The organism is Jannaschia sp. GRR-S6-38, assembly GCF_029853695.1.
Lineage (GTDB): Bacteria > Pseudomonadota > Alphaproteobacteria > Rhodobacterales > Rhodobacteraceae > Jannaschia > Jannaschia ovalis.
On record NZ_CP122537.1, the window covers coordinates 545,122 to 562,800 of the forward strand.

A 17,679-nucleotide genomic window follows, 5' to 3' on the forward strand; every position below is an offset into this window, starting at 1 on the left:
GTCAGACCGGGAGGCCGACCACGAAGCGCGCGCCCAACGGATCGGAGGTCACGTCGGCATCGGTGGGCCGGATGTTCTCGGCCCAGATGACGCCGCCATGCGCCTCCACGATCTGCTTGGAGATGGCGAGGCCGAGGCCGGAATGGTTGCCGAACTGCTTCACGGGCCGTTCGGAATAGAAGCGGTTGAACACCTTGGTCAGCGCGGCCTCGGGAATGCCGGGGCCGGTATCCTCGACCACGACGAGGACGCGGTTGTCGCGGCGGCGCATCCAGACGCGGACGGCGTCGCCCGCCTCGCAGAAGCTGAGCGCGTTGGTGATGAGGTTCACGAAGACCTGCGCCAGCCGCGCCTCGAGCCCCATGATCACGATCGGGTCGCGCGGCAGGTCGGTGATGAAGTCGATATCCTGAAGCTCCGCCTCCTGGCCGTGATAGACGGCGAGGTTCGAGATCATCTTGACCAGGTCGAAGGGCTCCTCCTCCTCCTTGACGAGTTCGCTGTCGAGGCGGGAGGCGTTGGAGATGTCCGAAACCAGCCGGTCGAGCCGGCGGACATCGTGCTCGATCACCTCTAGGAGGCGGCCGCGCTGGTCGTCGTTCTTGGCCAGGCGCAGCGTGCCCACGGCGGAGCGCAGGGAGGCCAGCGGGTTCTTGATCTCATGCGCGACATCGGCCGCGAATTGCTCGTTGCTGTCGATCCGGTCGTAGAGCGCGGCGACCATGCCGCGCAGCGCCCCCGACAGGCGCCCGATCTCGTCGGGGCGCGCGGTCAGGTCGGGGATGCGGACGCGCTGCGGCGACATCTTGCGCGCGTGCTTGTCGCGGCCCAGCTCGGCCGCCGCCGACAGGTCGGAGAGCGGGTTCGCGATGGTCGAGGCCAGCACCAGGCTGAGGCCGATGGAGACGAGGAGCGCGATGACGAACATCTGCAAGAGCGCCTCGCGCTCGACCCGGACCAGCGCGTCGATCTCGCCCGCGCGGGTGGTGATGGCGATGGTGCCGATGGGTCCCGCCCCGGTCTCGATCGGCGTGGTGACTGTGTAGAGCTGGCCCTGGATGCCTTCGTAGCCGCGGATCGCCGTCTCGCCGGCGGGCGTCGCGTCGATCAGGTCCTGCGCCACGTCCAGCGTGAGCGGCGGCTGGTCCGGGCTGCGGCTGAACAGCGCCGAGAGCCCTTCCCAAATCGTGTTGAGCGCGCTGGTGATGATGGTGGTCTTCTGGACCGGCGTGTTCAGCCCGGCCACCGCGCCCGAGGGCGCGTTTCCGATGGCTTGCGCGATGAGGGTGCCGCCGGTGTCGAAGACATGGACCTCGACGCCGCGCGGCAGGTCGATCGCGTCCAGAAGCGTCGGCACGTTGACCCCGTCGCCCGCCCCGAAGCTGATCGGTGCGCCCGCGGGCAGCGAGGCGGTGAAGACGTCGGCGATGAGCCGCGCCTCGGTCACCAGCCCCTGCTCGCGCTGCACGACGAGGCTGTCGCGCGAGGGATTCAGGAACAGCACGCCCGCGACCAGCATCAGGATCGCGAGCAGGTTGAAGAGGATGATCTTGCGCGCCAGCGGCGAGCGGTCGAGCGAGAAGAGGCCGCGACGCTCGCGCGCCTCGCTCAGCTCGGCCTCGACCGTGCCCTCCGGACCTTCCCAATCCTCGCCGAGGACGACCTCGCCATCGGCGCGTTCCACGCGGTCGGCGCCGCGCCCGCGTCGCGGGGCCTTAGGCATCAGGTCGATCTCGGTCGCGGAGGCCATGCAGGCGCCTCACTCTTCGTTGTAGCGGTAACCGATGCCGTAAAGCGTCTCGATGGCCGAGAATTCCGGGTCGGCGGAGCGCATCTTCTTGCGCAGGCGCTTGATGTGCGAGTCGATCGTACGGTCGTCCACATAGACCTGGTCGTCATAGGCCACGTCCATCAGCTGGTCGCGCGACTTCACGAAGCCCGGCCGCTGGGCCAGGGCCTGCAGCAGCAGGAATTCGGTCACCGTCAGCGTGACGTCCCGGCCCTTCCACTTCACCGCGTGGCGCAGCGGGTCCATCGTCAGCTCGCCGCGGACCATGACCTGCGTCTCCTCCGGCGTCTCGGTGTCGTCGGAGGCGATCGCCTCCTGCCGGCGCAGGATCGCGCGGATCCGCTCGACCAGGAGGCGCTGACTGAAGGGCTTGCGCACGTAGTCGTCCGCGCCCATCCGCAGGCCCAGCACCTCGTCGATCTCGTCATCCTTGGAGGTCAGGAAGATCACCGGGACGCTGGATTTCTGGCGCAGCCGCTGGAGCAGGTCCATGCCGTCCATGCGCGGCATCTTGATGTCGAACACCCCCAGATCGGGGAGTTGCCGGCTGAACGCGTCCAGCGCGCTCTGCCCATCGTTGTAGGTTTCGACCTCAAAGCCCTCGGCTTCGAGAGTCATCGAGACCGACGTCAGGATGTTCCTGTCGTCGTCGACGAGCGCGATCCGCGACATGCCAATGTCCTCGTGGTTGCCTGTTTTCTGCCGTGTTTTTTTCCAACTCGCCGGAATGCGGAGGCAGAATCAAGGAATTTCGCGTGATGGGTGATTCGCCCGGGTGACTGTGGCCGTGCTGCAATTAAGGGAAGGTGAAGCGCCGGCCCGTATCCCGGCGGCATGATTGCGCTATCTGGCGTGATGGTTGCGCTAACGAGGTCTGCCCCACCCGGCGGGCGTGCTATATGCGAGGGACGCATCCGCCCCTGCGGTTCGCCGATCCCGGCCGATCCCGCTCCGGGCGGAGCTGCGCCACGGAGGAGGCCGACCATGACCCAGCGCGTCAATCCCGATCACACGCTCGAAGCACAGGGCATCACCGGGCTGGGCGAGGTGCGCTACAACCTCTCCGAGGCCGCGATCGTCGAGGCCGCGCTGCGGCGGGGCGAGGGCACGCTGGGCCGGGGCGGGACGCTGATGGTCACGACGGGCGCCTATACGGGTCGCTCGCCCAAGGACAAGCATATCGTCCGCTCGGCCGCGACCGAAGACACGATCTGGTGGGATGCCAACCGGGCGATGTCGCCCGAGGCCTATGCCGCGTTGCGCGCCGACATGCTGGCGCATATGAAGGGGCGAGATTTCTTCGTGCAGGATCTCTTCGCCGGGGCCGATCCCGCGCACCGGCTGGATGTGCGCGTGGTGACCGAGCTGGCCTGGCACAGCCTGTTCATCCGCCACCTGCTGCGCCGCCCCGACATGGCCGAGCTGCAGGGGTTCGTGCCGGGCTACACCGTCATCAACTGCCCCTCCTTCAAGGCCGATCCCGCGCGGCACGGCAGCCGCAGCGAGGTCGTGATCGCGCTGAACCTGGAGGCCCGGGAGGTGCTGATCGCGGGCACCGAATATTCCGGCGAGAACAAGAAGTCGGTCTTCACGCTCCTCAATTACATCCTGCCCGAGCGCGGCGTGATGCCGATGCATTGCTCGGCCAACCACGCGCCCGACGACCCGTCGGAGGCCGCGGTCTTCTTTGGCCTGTCGGGCACCGGCAAGACGACGCTGTCGGCGGCGCCCGACCGCACGCTGATCGGCGATGACGAGCATGGCTGGTCCGATAGCGGCATCTTCAATTTCGAGGGCGGCTGCTACGCCAAGACCATCAACCTGAGCGCCGAGGCCGAGCCCGAGATCCACGCAACGACAAGCCGTTTCGGCACCGTGATCGAGAACATGTTCTTCGATCCCGAGACTCTGGAGCTGGATTTCGAGGATGACAGCATCACCGCCAACATGCGCTGCGCCTACCCGCTGGAGGCGATCTCGAACGCCTCCGCCACGGGGCTCGCGGGGCATCCGAAGAACGTGGTGATGCTGACCTGCGACGCCTTCGGGGTGCTGCCGCCGATCTCGCGGCTGAGCCCGGCGCAGGCGATGTATCACTTCCTGTCGGGCTTCACCTCGAAGGTCGCGGGCACCGAGCGCGGCGTGACCGAGCCCGAGCCCACCTTCTCGACCTGCTTCGGCGCGCCCTTCATGCCGCGCCGGCCCGAGGTCTACGGCAAGCTGCTGCAGCAGAAGATCGCCAAGCACGGCTCGGATTGCTGGCTGGTGAACACCGGCTGGACCGGCGGCGCCTACGGCACCGGCTCGCGGATGCCGATCAAGGCCACGCGCGCGCTACTCTCGGCGGCGCTCGACGGCTCGCTGGCCCGCGGCCAGTTCCGCCGCGACCCGAATTTCGGCTTCGACGTGCCGGTCTCGGTCGCGGGCGTGGACGACGCGCTGCTCGATCCGCGCGGCACCTGGTCCGACAAGGCGGCCTATGACGCGGCGGCGGCCAAGCTGGTGGCGATGTTCGCCGACAATTTCGCGCAGTATGTCGATCACATCGACGAGGATGTCGCGGCATGCGCCATCGGCTGATCGGCCTCGCCGCCGGGCTCGTGCTTCTGGCGGGTCCGGCGGCGGCGCAGGTCCGGCTGCTGGAGGCGGGCATCATCTGCCCGCGGATCTCGACCGGCGAACTGGTCGAGGCGCCGGGCACGGAGGCGGGACATATCCGGCGCATCGAGGAGGGCCTGGGCTTCGACCTCGCCGCGCGGACGGTTCCGACGATGGACAATCTCAGCTTCGGCTTCCGCACCGCGCTGAAGGACGGCGCGCCCGCCACCGACGTCACCATTGTCGTCACCCACCCGCCCATGGGCCCGCGCGGCGTGACCCGCGAGGAATGGCCCGACACGCTGTTTCCCGGCCAGACCAACCTGAACCTGTTCACCTTCGAGCTGGATTACGAGAAGGTCCCCGGGCCCTGGACCTTCGCGGTCGAGGTCGCGGGCCGACCCGTCGTCTCGGTGCCCTTCGAGGTCACGCGCGAGGGCGCGCGCGGGCCGGTCGAGGCGGCCTGCTTCCAGTTCATGTCGTGACGCTCAGATGCCCGCGACGCCTTTGCGGATCAGGTTGAACCCGGCGATCACCAGCACCACCAGCGTCAGCTTGCGAAACCGCGCCTGGTCCATGCGGTCCGAGATCTGCTGGCCCAGCGCCATGCCGATCACCGCCGGCACCAGCATCGCCGCCGAGAACCAGACCGTCCGCTCGTTGAGCAGGCCCGAGGCCAGATGCGCCACCAGGAGCGCGACCGAGCCGATGCCGTAGATGACGCCCTGCACCACCATCTGGCGGTCCTTGGGCGTCTCGATCGCCATCAGGTAGAGCACCGTCGTCGGCCCCCAGGTGCCCACCAGCCCGCCCAGCACGCCCGAGACCGCGCCCACCCCCCATTCGGCGGCGATGCGCCGCGCGGGCGGGATCGTCAGGACCCAGCCGGCCAATTGCACCACCGATAGCAGCACGACCGGGATGCCGAGGACGAAATAGAAGACCTGTCGCGGGATCGCGGTGACGGCCTGCGCCGCGATCAGGATCGCGAGGACCACCATCAGCACGTAGCGCCAATGCAGCCGCGTCGCGGCGATGGCGGGCCCGGCGCCGGCGCGCAGGATCTGCATCCCGTTGGTCATCAGCACGGGCAGGATCAAGCCCGCCAGCGCGAGCCGCGGATCGAGGAAGGTCGACAGCCCCGAGACCATCACCAGCGGCAGCGCGAATCCGATGGAGCCCTTTATCAGCCCCGCCCCGAAGGCGATCGCGACCGCGGCGGTCCACAGGAAGGGGGTAAGCGTCTCCATCCGCCCTTGCCTACGCGCCGGCGCGAGGGCGTTCCAGCCACAAGTGCGACAGGGCGGCGCGGTCAGATAATTCCCTTGCCGGGGGTTTGTCGTGGAATTAAGTTACGCTGCAACTGCGAAACGTTCCCCTTTCCCGGAGCCCCACGATGCCCCATGACGGTCAGACCATGCCCCTCGACGCGCCCGCCTCCGGCCCGGTCCTCGCCGACCTGCTGGCCCTGACCGGCCCGGCCGCCGATGCGCTCGACGCGCTTGCCGCGCGGGCGCGCGAGACGGTGGGCGCGCGGGTGATGCGGGACGGGCGTCTCGACGCCGCGGCGCTCGAAGCCGAGCAGGCCGCGACCCACGGACTGGCTTGGCTCACAACGTACGCGCAGGCCTTGCGCCAGATGCAGGCCTGGGCCGAGCGGCTGGAGGCCGAGGGCGGTTTCGGCGAGGCCGAGCGGCTGCTGCACCAGATCGCCTTCGGCGAATATTTCGCGCAGGTCGCGGGCGGCATCCCGATGAGCCAGGGCGAGATCATCCGCCCCGCCGATATGGGCCTGTCGCGCGCCGACATGGACGGCTTCGCCACGCCGGCCGTGACCGCGCTGATCGCGGACGCCAACAGCCAGGCCGCGCGCGACCGCCTCGTCGCGCTGCTGCGCGATGCGACCGCCAACGCGACCTTCGGCGCGACGGGGCTCGACGACGAGCTGGAGATGATCCGCGACCAGTTCCGCCGCTGGTCGACCGAGAAGGTCGCGCCGCATGCGCATGAATGGCATCTCAAGGACGAGCTGATCCCGATGGAGATCATCGCCGAGATGGCCGAGATGGGCGTCTTCGGCCTGACCATCCCCGAGGAATACGGCGGGCTGGGCCTGCCCAAGGCCGCGATGTGCGTCGTCTCGGAGGAGTTGTCGCGCGGCTATATCGGCGTGGGCTCGCTCGGCACCCGGTCCGAGATCGCGGCCGAGCTGATCCTCTGCGGCGGCACGCCCGAGCAGAAGGACAAGTGGCTGCCCCGCCTCGCCTCGGGCGAGACGCTGCCCACCGCCGTCTTCACCGAGCCCAATACCGGCTCCGACCTCGGGTCGCTGCGCACCAAGGCGGTGCGCGACGGCGAGGACTGGGTGCTGAACGGCAACAAGACCTGGATCACCCATGCCGCGCGGACCCACATGATGACCGTACTGGCGCGCAGCGTGCCCGGCACCGACGATTACCGCGGGCTGAGCATGTTCCTGGCCGAGAAGACGCCCGGCACCGATGCGGCGCCCTGGCAGGATCCGGGCATCTCGGGCGGCGAGATCGAGGTTCTCGGCTACCGGGGCATGAAGGAATATACGGTCAATTTCGACGATTTCCGCGTCAAGGGCGAGAACCTCTTGGGCGGGGCCGAGGGCCAGGGCTTCAAGCAGCTGATGCAGACCTTCGAGAGCGCTCGCATCCAGACCGCCGCCCGCGCGATCGGCGTGGCGCAGGCGGCGCTCGACGCGGCCCTCGCCTATGCCGAGACGCGCAACCAGTTCGGCAAGCCGCTCGTCGCCTTCCCGCGCGTGGCCAACAAGCTCGCCATGATGGCGGTCGAGATCATGGTGACGCGGCAGCTGACCTATTACTCCGCCGCCGAGAAGGATGCCGAGCGCCGCTGCGACGTCCAGGCCGGGATGGCCAAGCTGCTGGGCGCGCGCACCGCCTGGGCCGCGGCCGATAACGGGCTGCAGATCCATGGCGGCAACGGCTTCGCGCTGGAATACCCGATCAGCCGCCTGCTCTGCGACGCCCGCATCCTCAACATCTTCGAGGGCGCAGCCGAGATCCAGGCACAAGTCATCGCGCGCCGCTTGCTGGCCTGAGGCATCGTCTCTAGCCCCACACGACGCCCACCCCGCGCGCCCGAATCCGCCGCCCGGCCCGCCGAGACTGGTGCCGACGCGTCGCCGCACCCATATCTGGGCGAGCGGCAGTTCGGGGAGGGGCGCGGCATGAAGGTTCTGCTGACGGGCATCACCGGCTTCCTTGCGCGCCGCATCGCCCATGACTTGCTGGCCGCGGGCCACCATGTGCGCGGCTCGCTGCGCGACCGTGGCAAGGGCGAGGCCGTGCGCGCGCTGATGCCCGAGGCCGCGGCGCATCGGCTGGAATTCGTCGAGCTCGACCTGACGAAGGATGACGGCTGGAACGAGGCGGCGCAGGGCACGGATGCCGTGATCCACACCGCCTCGCCCTTCCCGATCATGCAGACCCCGGCCGATCCCCAGACCATCATCCGCCCGGCGGTCGAGGGCACCGAGCGCGCGCTGCGCGCCGCCAAGGCGGCCGGGGTGGCGCGGGTGATCCTGACCTCTTCGGTCGTCGCGGTCGAGAACGGGCCCCGCCCCGAGGACGACCGCCCCCGCGACGAGCGCGACTGGTCGAGTGCCGATCACCCGAACGCCAATGCCTATGTCCGCTCGAAGACCGAGGCCGAGCGCGCCGCCTGGGCCTTCGCCGAGGCCGAGGGCCTGCTGCTGACGACCATCTGCCCGGGCCTCGTGATGGGCCCGCCGCTGGGCGACGAGGCGGGGACCTCGCTGGGCATCATCGCCCGCATCCTGTCGGGCAAGGACCCGATGGTGCCGCCGGTGGCCTTCGAGATCGTGGATGTCCGCGACGTGTCGCGGGCCCATGTCGTCGCGCTGGAGACGCCGGCGACGGCGGGCCGGCGCTTCCTGCTGGTGGCGGGCAAGATGTGGTTCGCCGACATCGCCCGCATCGTCGCCGCCGAGGCGCCTCATCGCGGCATCTCCACGCGGACGGCGCCGCGGCTCTTGGTCCGCGCGCTCGCGATGATGGACCCGGCGCTGCGCGGCCTCGTGCCGGTGCTCGGCCGCAACGAGCCGATCTCGGGCGAGAAGGCCCGGATCGAGCTGGGCATCGACTACATCCCGCCCGACGACGCAGTGCGCGCCGCCGCCCGCGCCATGATCGCCCTCGACGCGTGAGGGCGCTCGCGCTCCTGCTGCTGCTCGCCGCCTGCCGGGGCGACGAGACGATCTCGGGCTATTCCGACCGCGCCACGGTCTGGCGGCTGACCGAACTGGACGGCGCGCCCTTCGCCGCGCCCGCGACCCTGCGCTTCCCCGAGCCGAGTCTCGCGCTGGGCGCGGGGCCCTGCAACGTCTTCCGCGCCGCGCAATCGGCCCCCTACCCCTGGCTGGAGATCGGCCCCGTCGCCGCCACGCGCCGCGCCTGCCCCGCGCTCGAGGCCGAGACGCGCTACTTCGCGGCGCTGGAGGCGATGACGCTGGCGGAGGCGAGCGACCGGGTGCTGATCCTGTCGGACGCGGCGGGGCGCGAGATGGTCTTTGTGGCCGAGCCTCAGGAAAACTAAGCCTCGCGCTTCAGCGCGGCCAGCAGGCGCCCGCGCGCGGGCGGAAGCGGCCGCTCGCCCAGCGAGGGCGCGAGCCGTTTCTCGAGGAAATGGCCCGTCACCTCGAGCGCGGCGAGCACACCGTCCAGCGTCGCCATCCCGCCCAGCATCAGCTCCGGCAGCACCAGGAGCCGGTCGGCCCATTCGCCCGCCCCCGCGCGGCTGACGGCGCGGCCCGTGCGCGGGCTGATGAAGGCCAGGTCATTCGCCCCGCCCCCGGCGGCGCAGACCGAGAGATCGAGGCGGAAGCCGCCGATCTCCAGAAGCGACATCTCCCAGAAGACGTAGTCGCGCAGCCAGCCCTCGCCCGAGGCGATCGCGTCGCAAAGCGACTCGGTGCGTTCCTGGAAATCGGGCAGCGCCTCGCGTTCGGGCAGGATGAAGGCGCAGAGCGCGCAGGTGGCGCTGAGCGCCGCGAGCCGCAGCGGGTCGGAGAGGATCGTCGCGGCCCGGCTGACCAGCGGCTCGACCGTCCAGGTGCCCATGTGGCTTTCCAGCCGCGCGCGCCAGACCGCGTCGAGCTGGTTGCCGGGCTGCAGCGCGGGGGCCTTCTTGCGCGAGACGCCACCATGGACGACGCCCAGGTGGCGGCCGTGTTCGCGGGTGAACAGCTCGAGGATCACGGCGGTCTCGCCATGCGGGCGGGCGGCCAGGACGATGCCCTGATCGCGCCACTCCATCAGCCCAGCCCGTCCCCGTCGAGCAGGTGGCGCCCGGCGCGATCCTCGACCTCCAGCACCCAGATATCGGGATCGAAGCCCGACTGCCGCGCGCAGGCCGCGTCGCACTCGCCCTCCGGTCCCTCGACCAGCACGATCCAGGCGCGCTCGCCGGTCATCAGGTCGAAGCTGCGTTGGAAGACCGTCGCCTGCCCGTCGAGCGTGTTGAGCTTGACCAGCACCGCGCCCGAGCCGTCATCGCCGTGGCGCACGACGAAGCAGGGGATGCCCTGCATCTCGAGCCGCTTGCGATAGGCGGCCACCCAGAAGGACGCGGTCAGGCGCGTCACGGGCCGGGTCGGAGGGCCGCCCCCCCGCCGCGCCGTGCGCGCGTACCTCGGCGATACGCCCGGCCGGAGGACGTCCCGATCATCCCGCGCCGTCCGAGAAGTCGAGCCCCATCGCGTCGAAGCGCTCGCGCTCCTCCAGCCAGCCGGGGCGGACGCGGACCTGCAGGAAGAGATGGACGCGGTGGCCGAGGAATTCCTCGAGCTCGGCACGGGCCGCCTGCCCCACCGCCTTTGTGGTCTCGCCCTTCTTGCCCAGCACGATGCCCTTGTGGCCGTCGCGGATGACGTAGATCACCTGGTCGATGCGCACCGAGCCGTCGGGCCGCTCCTCCCAGCCCTCGGTCTCGACGGTGAGCTGGTAAGGCAGCTCCTGATGCAGGCGCAGCGTCAGCTTCTCGCGCGTGATCTCGGCAGCGATCATCCGCAGCGGCAGGTCGGCGATCTGGTCCTCGGGATAGAGCCAGGGGCCCTCGGGCATCCGCCCGGCGAGATCGGCGCGCAGGTCCTGCACGCCATGCCCCTTCTCGGCCGAGATCAGGAAGGTGCCGTCGAAGGCATAGCGCTCGTTCATCTTCTGGGTCAGCGCCAGCAGCTTGGGCGCCTCGACGCGGTCGATCTTGTTGATGGCGAGCAGGACCGGCCGGCCGGCCGTGCCGCGCTCCTCCAGCCCGGCGAGGATCGCCTCGACGCCTTCGGTCAGGCCGCGATGCGCCTCGATCAGCAGGACGATGACATCGGCATCCGCCGCGCCGGTCCAGGCGGCGGCGACCATGGCGCGGTCGAGCTTGCGGCGCGGGCGGAACAGGCCGGGCGTGTCGACGAAGACGAGCTGCGACGCGCCCTCCATCGCGACGCCGCGGATCCGGGCGCGCGTTGTCTGCACCTTGTGGGTCACGATCGAGACCTTGGCCCCGACCATGCGATTGAGAAGGGTCGACTTGCCCGCGTTGGGCTCGCCGATCAGGGCCACGAAGCCCGCGCGGGTGGTCTGATCATTCATGAGGGGCATCTAGGCGCTGTCGGCCCGAATGGGAACGGGCAAGCGCGCCTCAGCCGTCCAGTTCCGCCAGCAGCGCGCTCGCGGCGGCCTGTTCGGCGGCGCGCTTGGAGGGCGCCTCGCCCTCCGCGCCCCGCCCGTCGGCCAGTTCCGCCCGGATCCGGAAGACCGGGGCGTGGTCAGGGCCGGAGCGATCGGCCACGGCGTAGACCGGCGGCTTCATGCCGCGCGCCTGCGCCCATTCCTGGAGCGCGGTCTTGGGGTCGCGGGCATCGCTCTCGACCCGCGCGACCCGGTCGCCCCAGAGCCGCAGCACCATGGCGCGCGCCGCGTCGAGGCCGGCATCGCGGTAGACGGCGGCGATCAGCGCCTCCATCGCGTCGCCCAGAAGCGCCATCTTGCGGCGGCCGCCGGTCACCTGCTCGGACTTGCCCAGCTTGAGCACCGCCCCGAGGTCGATCTCGCGCGCGACCTCGGCGCAGGTCTCCTTGCGGACGAGCGCGTTGAAGCGCGGGGCGAGCTGGCCCTCGGCGGCTTCCTTGTCCGAGCCCATCAGCGCCTCGGCCATGACGAGGCCCAGAACGCGGTCGCCCAGGAATTCCAGCCGCTGGTTGTCGGGCCGGGTGTCCGAGGCGATCGAGGCGTGGGTCATGGCGCGGACCAGCAGGTCCGGGCGGGCGAAGCGATGCCCGATCCGGTCCTGGAAGGCGTCGAGTTCGCGCGACAGCTTCAAACGATCTCCTCGAAGAAGCGGTCGAGGCGCCAGGTCCAGAAGAACAGCATCCGCGACCCGGCGGAGGAGAAGATGACGCGGTCCGCGCGGCCGATGAGGTTCTCATAGGGCACGAAGCCCACGCCGCCGACCGAGCGCGGCACGCGGCTGTCGCGGGAATTGTCGCGGTTGTCGCCCATGAAGAAATACTCGCCCTCGGGCACGGTGAAGAGCGGCGTGTCGTCGGTCTGGGTGCGGGCGATGTCGAGCACGTGGTGCGGCCCGTCCGAGCCGGGCAGCGTCTCGAGAAACCGCTCCTTGATGCATTCGCCGCCAAGGCCCACCGGCTCGTTGGAGCAGCGCGGCGTCAGGCGCTGCGGGCCCTGCGGCTCCTTGATCTCGATGAAGGGCGGCATGGGTTCGGTCGGCACGGGCGCGCCGTTGAGATGCAGGATGCCCGCCTTCATCTGCACCGTGTCGCCGGGCAGCGCGACCAGCCGCTTGATGAAATCGGTGCCGTTGACCGGATGGCGGAACACGATCACGTCGCCGCGCTGCGGCTCGGAGCCGAAGATGCGGCCCGAGATCGGGCAGATCGAGAACGGGCAGGAATGGCGCGAATAGCCGTAGGCCATCTTGTTGACGAAGAGGAAGTCGCCGATCAGCAGCGTGTCCTTCATCGAGCCCGAGGGGATCCAGAACGGCTGGAAGAACAGCGTGCGGAACAGACCCGCGATGACCAGCGCCCAGACGATGGTCTTCACCGTCTCGAGGATGCCTTCCTTCTTCTCCGCCATGACCGCTCCCTGGATAGCTCGCCTCCCCTGCCCCGGCCCCCGGATGCTGTCAACCGGGGCCGCCGCGGCGTGCGGCGCGTCAGGCGCGGGGCCGCGCCTCGATCACGACATAGGCCTGTGCCCAGGGGTGATCGTCGGTGAGCGAGACATGGATCAGCGCCTCGTGGCCGTCGGGGGTCATCCGCTCCAGCCGCTCGGCCGCCCAGCCGGTGACATGCATGATCGGCTGGCCGGTCCGAAGGTTCGTGACGTGCATGTCCTTCCAGGCGATGCCCATGCGCAGCCCGGTGCCCAGCGCCTTCGAGCAAGCCTCCTTCGCGGCCCAGCGCTTGGCATAGGTGCCCGCGACGTCGCGGCGCCGCTCGGCCTTGCGCTGCTCGGCCTCGGTGAAGACGCGGTTGCGGAATCGGTCGCCGAACCGGTCGAGGACGCCCTGGATCCGGTCGATATTGGCGAGGTCGGTGCCGATGCCGATGATCATGCGCGCCGGACCGCCCCGATCAGGCCGTCCCGGATCAGCGCGAGACCCGCGAGGCCGAACAGGGCCGCGGCCATTCCGTCGATCCAGCGGCGGGTGCGGTCATAGGCGCGGCGCATCGCCCGGCGCGAGAAGACCAGCGCGTACCCTCCGTTGATGGCCACGGCCAGGATCGTGGCGAGGGGCACCAGCAGCCAGGCCAGGCCCGGCGCGGCGGCCGGCGTGCCGACCGCGATCGTGGCCGTCCATGCGAAGACCGCCTTCGGGTTCGACAGGTTGAGGACGAGCCCCGCCCGGAAGCCCGCCGCGGCCCGCGCCCGGACCGGTTCGTCGGACGCGGCGGCGCGGCCGGAGGCGAAGGCGAGCCACAGCAGATAGCCGCCGCCGAGGATCTTGAGCAGGAGAAGGGCCGAAGGCGCGGCGGCCAGCACCACGCCGAAGCCCGCCGCGGCGAGCAGCCCCCAGACCCCCAGCGCCAGCGACAGGCCGAGCGCCAGCATCAGCGCGGGGCGCAGCCCGCGGGCCATCGCCGTCTGGACGACGGTCAGGATCGCGGGGCCGGGCGAGGCGCAGACCACCGCGAAGGTGGCGAGACCCAGCAGAAGACTATCGACCGCCGTCATCCTAGGCCCCCCGCGCGAGATCCATCAGGCGGCGCATCTCGGCCAGCGCGGCGGGCAGGCCGCGGAACACCGCCTCGCCGATCAGGAAATGGCCGATATTCAGCTCGACGACCTGCGGGATCGCGGCGATAGGCGTCACGTTGTCATAGGCCAGACCGTGCCCGGCATGGACCTCCAGCCCCAGATCATGCGCCTGCGCCGCGGCGGCGGTCAGGCGCTCCAGCTCGGCCGCGGCCTCCTCGGTCCGACCCTCGGCCACGGCGTCGCAATAGGCGCCGGTATGCAGCTCGATCACCGCGGCCCCGACGCGGGCCGACGCCTCGATCTGGCGCGGATCCGGCGCGACGAAGAGCGAGACGCGCGCGCCGGCCTCGGTGAAGGGCGCGATGTAGGCGGTCAGGCGGTCGGCGTCGCCCGCGACCTCCAACCCGCCCTCGGTCGTGCGCTCCTCGCGCCGCTCGGGGACCAGGCAGACGGCATGCGGCTTCGTCGCGAGCGCGATCCGCTGCATCTCCTCGGTGGCGGCCATCTCGAAATTGAGCGGGATGTCGATGGCTTCGGCGATGGCCTTCATGTCGGCGTCGCGCACGTGGCGGCGGTCCTCGCGCAGATGCGCGGTGATGCCGTCGGCCCCGGCGGACTGCGCGAGAAGCGCGGCGCGCACCGGGTCGGGATTGTCGCCGCCCCGCGCGTTGCGGATCGTCGCGACGTGGTCGATGTTCACGCCAAGCCTGAGCCTATCCATTGGCTCCCCCTTTCGATTTCTTCTCGGCGGCGCGCTGCGCGGCCTTGCGCCGGATTTCGTCCAGCTTCTTCTTCAATAGCCCGCGGCGGCGGCGCTGGTAGGCCTCGATCAGCGGAAGGCTGATTGTGTAGGCGGCGATGCCGGTGAACAGGCCGGGGATCAGCCCGCCGACGGTCCAGGGCAGGAACACCGTCTCGTAGAAGACGCGGGTCGCGGTCCAGTCGACGGGCACGCCGCGCAGCCAGTACCAGCCGTTCCAGAACAGGTCCTGGCCCGCGCCGTAGAACTTGCCGAAGATGTTCTCGTCGATCTCGCCGCGCGCCCGCGTCCCCAGCATCCAGTGGCCGAGATTCAGCGAGACGACCGCGATCGGCACATAGGTCAGCGGGTTGCCAAAGAAGGTGCCCAGCAACGCGGCCATGACATTGCCGCGCACGATCCAGGCCAGGAGCGCGGCCAGCACGAAATGCAGCCCGTAGAGCGGCGTGAAGGTGGTGAAGACGCCGACCATGATGCCACGGCTGATCTTGCGCGGCGTGTCGGGCAGCCGGCGCACGCGGTGCTTGACGTAGACGGCCGCCCGCTTCCAGCCGCCCCGCGGCCAGAGCGCATGAGCCACCGTCTGCCAGACGGGCAACCTGTCGCGACGCTTGAACACGGGCTGGCGCGGGCCTCCTTCGGCTCAGGCCGGAACCGCGTCCCGCGGCTCCTTCCGGGTGGTCTCGGCGCGATGGCGTTCGATCTGCGCCACGTCGCTGTCGGTCTCGCAGGCCAAGACGACCGCGTGCAGATGCTCGCCGTCCCGGACCTCGACGTCGATGAGAAGACGGAAGAAATCGGGTTTCCGGTCGACGAAGCGCAGGTCGGAGATATTGGCGTTCTGCTCGGCGATCAACGTGCAAATCCGGCCCAGCACCCCGGGATCGTTCGAGATCGTCATGTCGAGCGTCACCGCCCAGGTCGCGGCGTGGTGGCCGGGATGCCAGCGCAGGTCGATCCAGCGTTCGAGCTGGTCCTCCAGCTCGGCCAGGACAGGGCAGTCGATGGCGTGGACGGTGACACCGCGGCCCTTGTTGGTGATGCCCACGATCCGCTCGCCCGGGACCGGCTGGCAGCAGGCGCCGCGGTCGAAATGGGCCTTCGGGTCGAGACCCACGATCGCCTCCTCGGGGCGCACATCGGGGGCGGGCCGGGCCTGCGCGAGCTCGGGATAGAGCGTCTGCGTCACCTCGCGCGCGCTGACCTGCGAGGCGCCGATGGCCGCCAGCAGGTCCTCGCCCCCCTCGTAGCCCAGCTCGTCGGCGGCGGTGTCGAGCGCCTTCTCGGTCGCGCGCTTGCCGACATGGGCGAAGGCCGCGCGGGCCAGTTCGCGCCCGAGCCGGACATGGCCCTGCTTGCGCTCGGCCTTGAGCGCGCGGCGGATCGCGGACTTGGCCCGGCCGGTCGAGGCGATGTCGATCCAGGTGGCCTGCGGGGTCGCCGCCTCGGCGGTGACGACCTCGACCGACTGCCCGTTGCGGAGCCGCGTCCAGAGCGGCACGCGCATCCCGTCGACCTTGGCGGCCACCGTCCGGTGCCCGATCCGGGTGTGGATCGCGTAGGCGAAATCGATGGGCGTCGCGCCCTTGGGCAGCTTGATCACGTCGCCCTTGGGCGTGAAGCAGAACACCTGGTCGGTGTACATCTCCAGCTTCACCGCCTCCATGAACTCGGCATGGTCGGCGGCTTCCTCGAACCGTTCGGTCATCGAGCGCAGCCATTCGGCCGGGTCGACGGCGAAGGGATTCTCGGCGCGCACCCCGTCGCGGTAGGACCAGTGCGCGGCGACGCCCCGCTCGGCCACCTCGTGCATCTCGCGGGTACGGATCTGCACCTCGACGCGCTTGCCGTCGCGCCCCGACACCGTGGTGTGGATCGAGCGGTAGCCGTTCGACTTGGGCTGGCTGATGTAGTCCTTGAAGCGCCCGGGGACCGAGCGCCAGCGCTGGTGAATCACGCCCAGCGCGCGGTAGCAGTCGGCCTCGGTCCCGGTGACGATGCGGAAGCCGTAGATATCCGACAGGCGCGAGAAGCCGATCTGCTTCTCCTCCATCTTCCGCCAGATCGAGAAGGGCCGCTTGGCGCGTCCGATCACGGTGGCCTCGATCTCGGCGCGCTCCAGCTCGCTCTCGATATCGGAGGTGATGCGCCGGATGACGTCGCCGCTCTCGCGCTGCAGGGTCACGAAGCGACGCAGGATCGAGTTGCGGGCCTCGGGGTTGAGCACCGAGAAGGCCAGGTCCTCGAGCTCCTCGCGCATCCATTGCATGCCCATGCGCCCGGCCAGCGGTGCATAGATCTCCATCGTCTCATGCGCCTTCTGGGCCTGCTTCACCGGCGCCATGTGGCGAATGGTGCGCATGTTGTGCAGCCGGTCGGTCAGCTTGACGAGGATGACCCTCAGGTCCTTGGACATCGCCATGAAGAGCTTGCGGAAATTCTCCGCCTGCTTGGTCTCCGACGAGTTCAGCTCGAGATTGGTCAGCTTGGTGACGCCATCGACCAGCTCGGCGATCTCGGTGCCGAACTGGGCCTCGATATCGCCATAGGTCGAGCGCGTGTCCTCGATCACGTCGTGCAGAAGCGCGGTGATGATCGTGGCGTCGTCGAGCCGCTGCTCGGTCAGCAGGCTGGCGACCTCGACGGGATGGGAGAAATACGGCTCGCCGGAGCGGCGGGTCTGGCCCGCATGCATCTCGCGGCCGTAATCGTAGGCCTTGCGGATCAGTGCCGCATCGGTCCTGGGATTGTAGGCGCGCACGAGCGCGATCAGGTCCTCGACCTCGATCATCTCCGCGCGCGCCTCCCGTGGTTATTGCTGGCCTTGCGCCTCCATCAGCGCGCGCAGCAGCTTCTCCTCGGACATGTCGTCCTGGGCGGGGGCATCCTTCTCGACGCCCATCAGGAGCGACATGGATTCCTCTTCCGGCTCGTCGACCTCGATCTGGGTCTGGTTCGACTCGATCAGGCGCTCGCGCAGGTCATCGGCCTGCTGCGTCTCGTCGGCGATCTCGCGCAGGGCAACGACGGGGTTCTTGTCGTTGTCGCGGTCGACGGTCACGGGGCTGCCGGTGGCGATTTCGCGCGCGCGGTGCGCGGCGAGCATCACCAGCTCGAAACGGTTCGGAACCTTGTCGACGCAGTCTTCGACGGTAACGCGGGCCATGCGGGACACCTCAGTCGGGGGCAGGAAAAGCTTGACTTATTGGGATCGCCGCGGGTTGGCAAGGGCCGGGCGCGTCAAA

Annotated in this window: 19 protein-coding genes; 5 read left to right on the forward strand and 14 right to left on the reverse strand. The window is 69.8% G+C overall.

Going from position 1 to position 17,679, the window contains the following annotated elements; translation table 11 throughout:
• Nucleotide 1: 1 nt before the first annotated feature.
• Together P8627_RS02755 and P8627_RS02760 are read right to left on the reverse strand one after the other, a co-directional pair.
• On the reverse strand, nucleotides 2–1,750 hold the full coding sequence (locus tag P8627_RS02755) for a sensor N-terminal transmembrane domain-containing protein (protein WP_407932963.1): 1,749 nt from the start codon (nucleotides 1,748–1,750) through the stop codon (nucleotides 2–4).
• A 9-nt stretch (nucleotides 1,751–1,759) separates the two neighbouring features.
• On the reverse strand, nucleotides 1,760–2,461 hold the full coding sequence (locus P8627_RS02760; RefSeq protein WP_279965987.1) for a response regulator transcription factor: 702 nt from the start codon (nucleotides 2,459–2,461) through the stop codon (nucleotides 1,760–1,762).
• Nucleotides 2,462–2,773: 312 nt separating this feature from the next.
• Here P8627_RS02760 and P8627_RS02765 point away from each other — a divergent pair, with 312 nt between their 5' ends.
• A complete protein-coding gene (locus P8627_RS02765) occupies nucleotides 2,774–4,369 on the forward strand; it encodes a phosphoenolpyruvate carboxykinase (RefSeq protein ID WP_279965989.1) in 1,596 nt (531 codons plus the stop codon).
• Complete coding sequence (locus P8627_RS02770; RefSeq protein ID WP_279965990.1) at nucleotides 4,354–4,872, forward strand: DUF3859 domain-containing protein; 519 nt, start codon at nucleotides 4,354–4,356, stop codon at nucleotides 4,870–4,872. The genes P8627_RS02765 and P8627_RS02770 overlap by 16 nt, the downstream gene beginning before the upstream one ends.
• A gap of 3 nt (nucleotides 4,873–4,875) precedes the next feature.
• Here the strand turns inward: P8627_RS02770 and P8627_RS02775 are convergent, their stop codons facing one another.
• On the reverse strand, nucleotides 4,876–5,637 hold the full coding sequence (locus P8627_RS02775; RefSeq protein WP_279965991.1) for a sulfite exporter TauE/SafE family protein: 762 nt from the start codon (nucleotides 5,635–5,637) through the stop codon (nucleotides 4,876–4,878).
• A 146-nt stretch (nucleotides 5,638–5,783) separates the two neighbouring features.
• On the opposite strand from P8627_RS02775, the gene P8627_RS02780 reads away from it, so the two are divergent.
• The 3 genes from P8627_RS02780 to P8627_RS02790 all read left to right on the forward strand — a co-directional run bounded on the left by P8627_RS02780 (nucleotide 5,784) and on the right by P8627_RS02790 (nucleotide 8,995).
• A complete protein-coding gene (locus tag P8627_RS02780; RefSeq protein WP_279965992.1) occupies nucleotides 5,784–7,478 on the forward strand; it encodes an acyl-CoA dehydrogenase family protein in 1,695 nt (564 codons plus the stop codon).
• 129 nt (nucleotides 7,479–7,607) lie between these two features.
• The gene (locus P8627_RS02785; RefSeq protein WP_279965993.1) at nucleotides 7,608–8,606 is read left to right on the forward strand and encodes an NAD-dependent epimerase/dehydratase family protein; all 999 of its coding nucleotides are present in this window, start codon (nucleotides 7,608–7,610) and stop codon (nucleotides 8,604–8,606) included.
• Nucleotides 8,603–8,995 carry an META domain-containing protein gene (locus P8627_RS02790; protein ID WP_279965994.1) on the forward strand — a complete coding sequence of 131 codons (393 nt, stop codon included), beginning with the start codon at nucleotides 8,603–8,605 and terminating at the stop codon, nucleotides 8,993–8,995. The genes P8627_RS02785 and P8627_RS02790 overlap by 4 nt, the downstream gene beginning before the upstream one ends.
• Here P8627_RS02790 and recO read toward each other — a convergent pair.
• From recO to rpoZ, 11 genes are all read right to left on the reverse strand, one after another.
• Nucleotides 8,992–9,714 (reverse strand): DNA repair protein RecO, encoded by a 723-nt coding sequence (recO, locus tag P8627_RS02795; RefSeq protein WP_279965995.1) that lies wholly within the window; start codon nucleotides 9,712–9,714, stop codon nucleotides 8,992–8,994. The genes P8627_RS02790 and recO overlap by 4 nt on opposite strands.
• Complete coding sequence (locus tag P8627_RS02800; protein ID WP_279965996.1) at nucleotides 9,714–10,043, reverse strand: DUF1491 family protein; 330 nt, start codon at nucleotides 10,041–10,043, stop codon at nucleotides 9,714–9,716. The genes recO and P8627_RS02800 overlap by 1 nt, the downstream gene beginning before the upstream one ends.
• 79 nt (nucleotides 10,044–10,122) lie before the next feature.
• The gene (era, locus tag P8627_RS02805) at nucleotides 10,123–11,043 is read right to left on the reverse strand and encodes a GTPase Era (protein ID WP_279965997.1); all 921 of its coding nucleotides are present in this window, start codon (nucleotides 11,041–11,043) and stop codon (nucleotides 10,123–10,125) included.
• Between the two features lie 49 nt (nucleotides 11,044–11,092).
• Nucleotides 11,093–11,773 carry a ribonuclease III gene (gene rnc, locus P8627_RS02810; RefSeq protein ID WP_279965998.1) on the reverse strand — a complete coding sequence of 227 codons (681 nt, stop codon included), beginning with the start codon at nucleotides 11,771–11,773 and terminating at the stop codon, nucleotides 11,093–11,095.
• Nucleotides 11,770–12,549, reverse strand: coding sequence for a signal peptidase I (gene lepB, locus P8627_RS02815; protein WP_279965999.1), 780 nt, complete (start codon nucleotides 12,547–12,549; stop codon nucleotides 11,770–11,772). Before lepB ends, rnc begins: the two co-directional genes overlap by 4 nt.
• Before the next feature lie 79 nt (nucleotides 12,550–12,628).
• Nucleotides 12,629–13,030 carry a holo-ACP synthase gene (gene acpS / locus P8627_RS02820; protein WP_279966000.1) on the reverse strand — a complete coding sequence of 134 codons (402 nt, stop codon included), beginning with the start codon at nucleotides 13,028–13,030 and terminating at the stop codon, nucleotides 12,629–12,631.
• Nucleotides 13,027–13,650, reverse strand: coding sequence for a LysE family translocator (locus P8627_RS02825; protein WP_279966001.1), 624 nt, complete (start codon nucleotides 13,648–13,650; stop codon nucleotides 13,027–13,029). The genes acpS and P8627_RS02825 overlap by 4 nt, the downstream gene beginning before the upstream one ends.
• Nucleotide 13,651: 1 nt before the next feature.
• Nucleotides 13,652–14,395, reverse strand: a complete 744-nt coding sequence (locus tag P8627_RS02830) for a pyridoxine 5'-phosphate synthase (RefSeq protein ID WP_279966002.1) — start codon at nucleotides 14,393–14,395, stop codon at nucleotides 13,652–13,654.
• Complete coding sequence (locus P8627_RS02835; protein ID WP_279966003.1) at nucleotides 14,388–15,053, reverse strand: DUF2062 domain-containing protein; 666 nt, start codon at nucleotides 15,051–15,053, stop codon at nucleotides 14,388–14,390. Before P8627_RS02835 ends, P8627_RS02830 begins: the two co-directional genes overlap by 8 nt.
• Before the next feature lie 24 nt (nucleotides 15,054–15,077).
• Nucleotides 15,078–17,225, reverse strand: coding sequence for a RelA/SpoT family protein (locus P8627_RS02840; protein WP_279966004.1), 2,148 nt, complete (start codon nucleotides 17,223–17,225; stop codon nucleotides 15,078–15,080).
• Nucleotides 17,226–17,246: 21 nt separating this feature from the next.
• Complete coding sequence (gene rpoZ / locus P8627_RS02845; RefSeq protein ID WP_279966005.1) at nucleotides 17,247–17,600, reverse strand: DNA-directed RNA polymerase subunit omega; 354 nt, start codon at nucleotides 17,598–17,600, stop codon at nucleotides 17,247–17,249.
• Between the last annotated feature and the right edge of the window lie 79 nt (nucleotides 17,601–17,679).